The sequence below is a fragment of the Vibrio sp. 811 genome, from assembly GCF_033339195.1.
Window position 1 is genome coordinate 1 of sequence record NZ_JAWOUB010000724.1, and the last position, 569, is coordinate 569.

A 569-nucleotide genomic window follows, 5' to 3' on the forward strand; every position below is an offset into this window, starting at 1 on the left:
ACTGGTTGTTATTACTGGTGCAAGTTCAGGTATTGGTGAAGCTATCGCACGTCGTTTTAGTGAAGAAGGCCACCCTCTCCTTCTTGTGGCTCGTCGCGTAGAACGTTTAGAAGCACTAAATTTACCAAACACCTTATGTGAAAAAGTCGATGTCACTGACCAAGCGAGTTTGATAACAGCGATTGAAAAAGCAGAAGCTCAATTTGGTCCAGCTGACGTGCTAGTCAACAATGCTGGCGTAATGTTGCTTGGTCAGATCGACACGCAGGACGCCGCTGAATGGAAGCGTATGTTCGACGTTAACGTGCTTGGTTTGCTTAATGGTATTCACTCCGTACTTACATCAATGAAAGCGCGCAATAGTGGCACAATAATCAACATCAGCTCTATTGCAGGTAAAAAGACGTTCCCTGACCACGCGGCATATTGTGGTACGAAGTTCGCAGTTCATGCAATTTCAGAAAATGTGCGCGAAGAAGTGGCCGCATCAAATGTGCGTGTTACGACTATTGCACCGGGCGCAGTAGAGACGGAACTGCTTTCTCACACCACTTCACAAGACATTAAAG

1 protein-coding gene is annotated in these 569 nt (G+C 46.2%); it reads left to right on the plus strand.

Annotation, left to right across the window (positions count from 1 at the left end):
- Window position 1: 1 nt before the first annotated feature.
- On the plus strand, window positions 2-569 hold a 568-nt coding region (locus R7Q46_RS29065; protein ID WP_318078562.1), incomplete at its 3' end, for an SDR family oxidoreductase.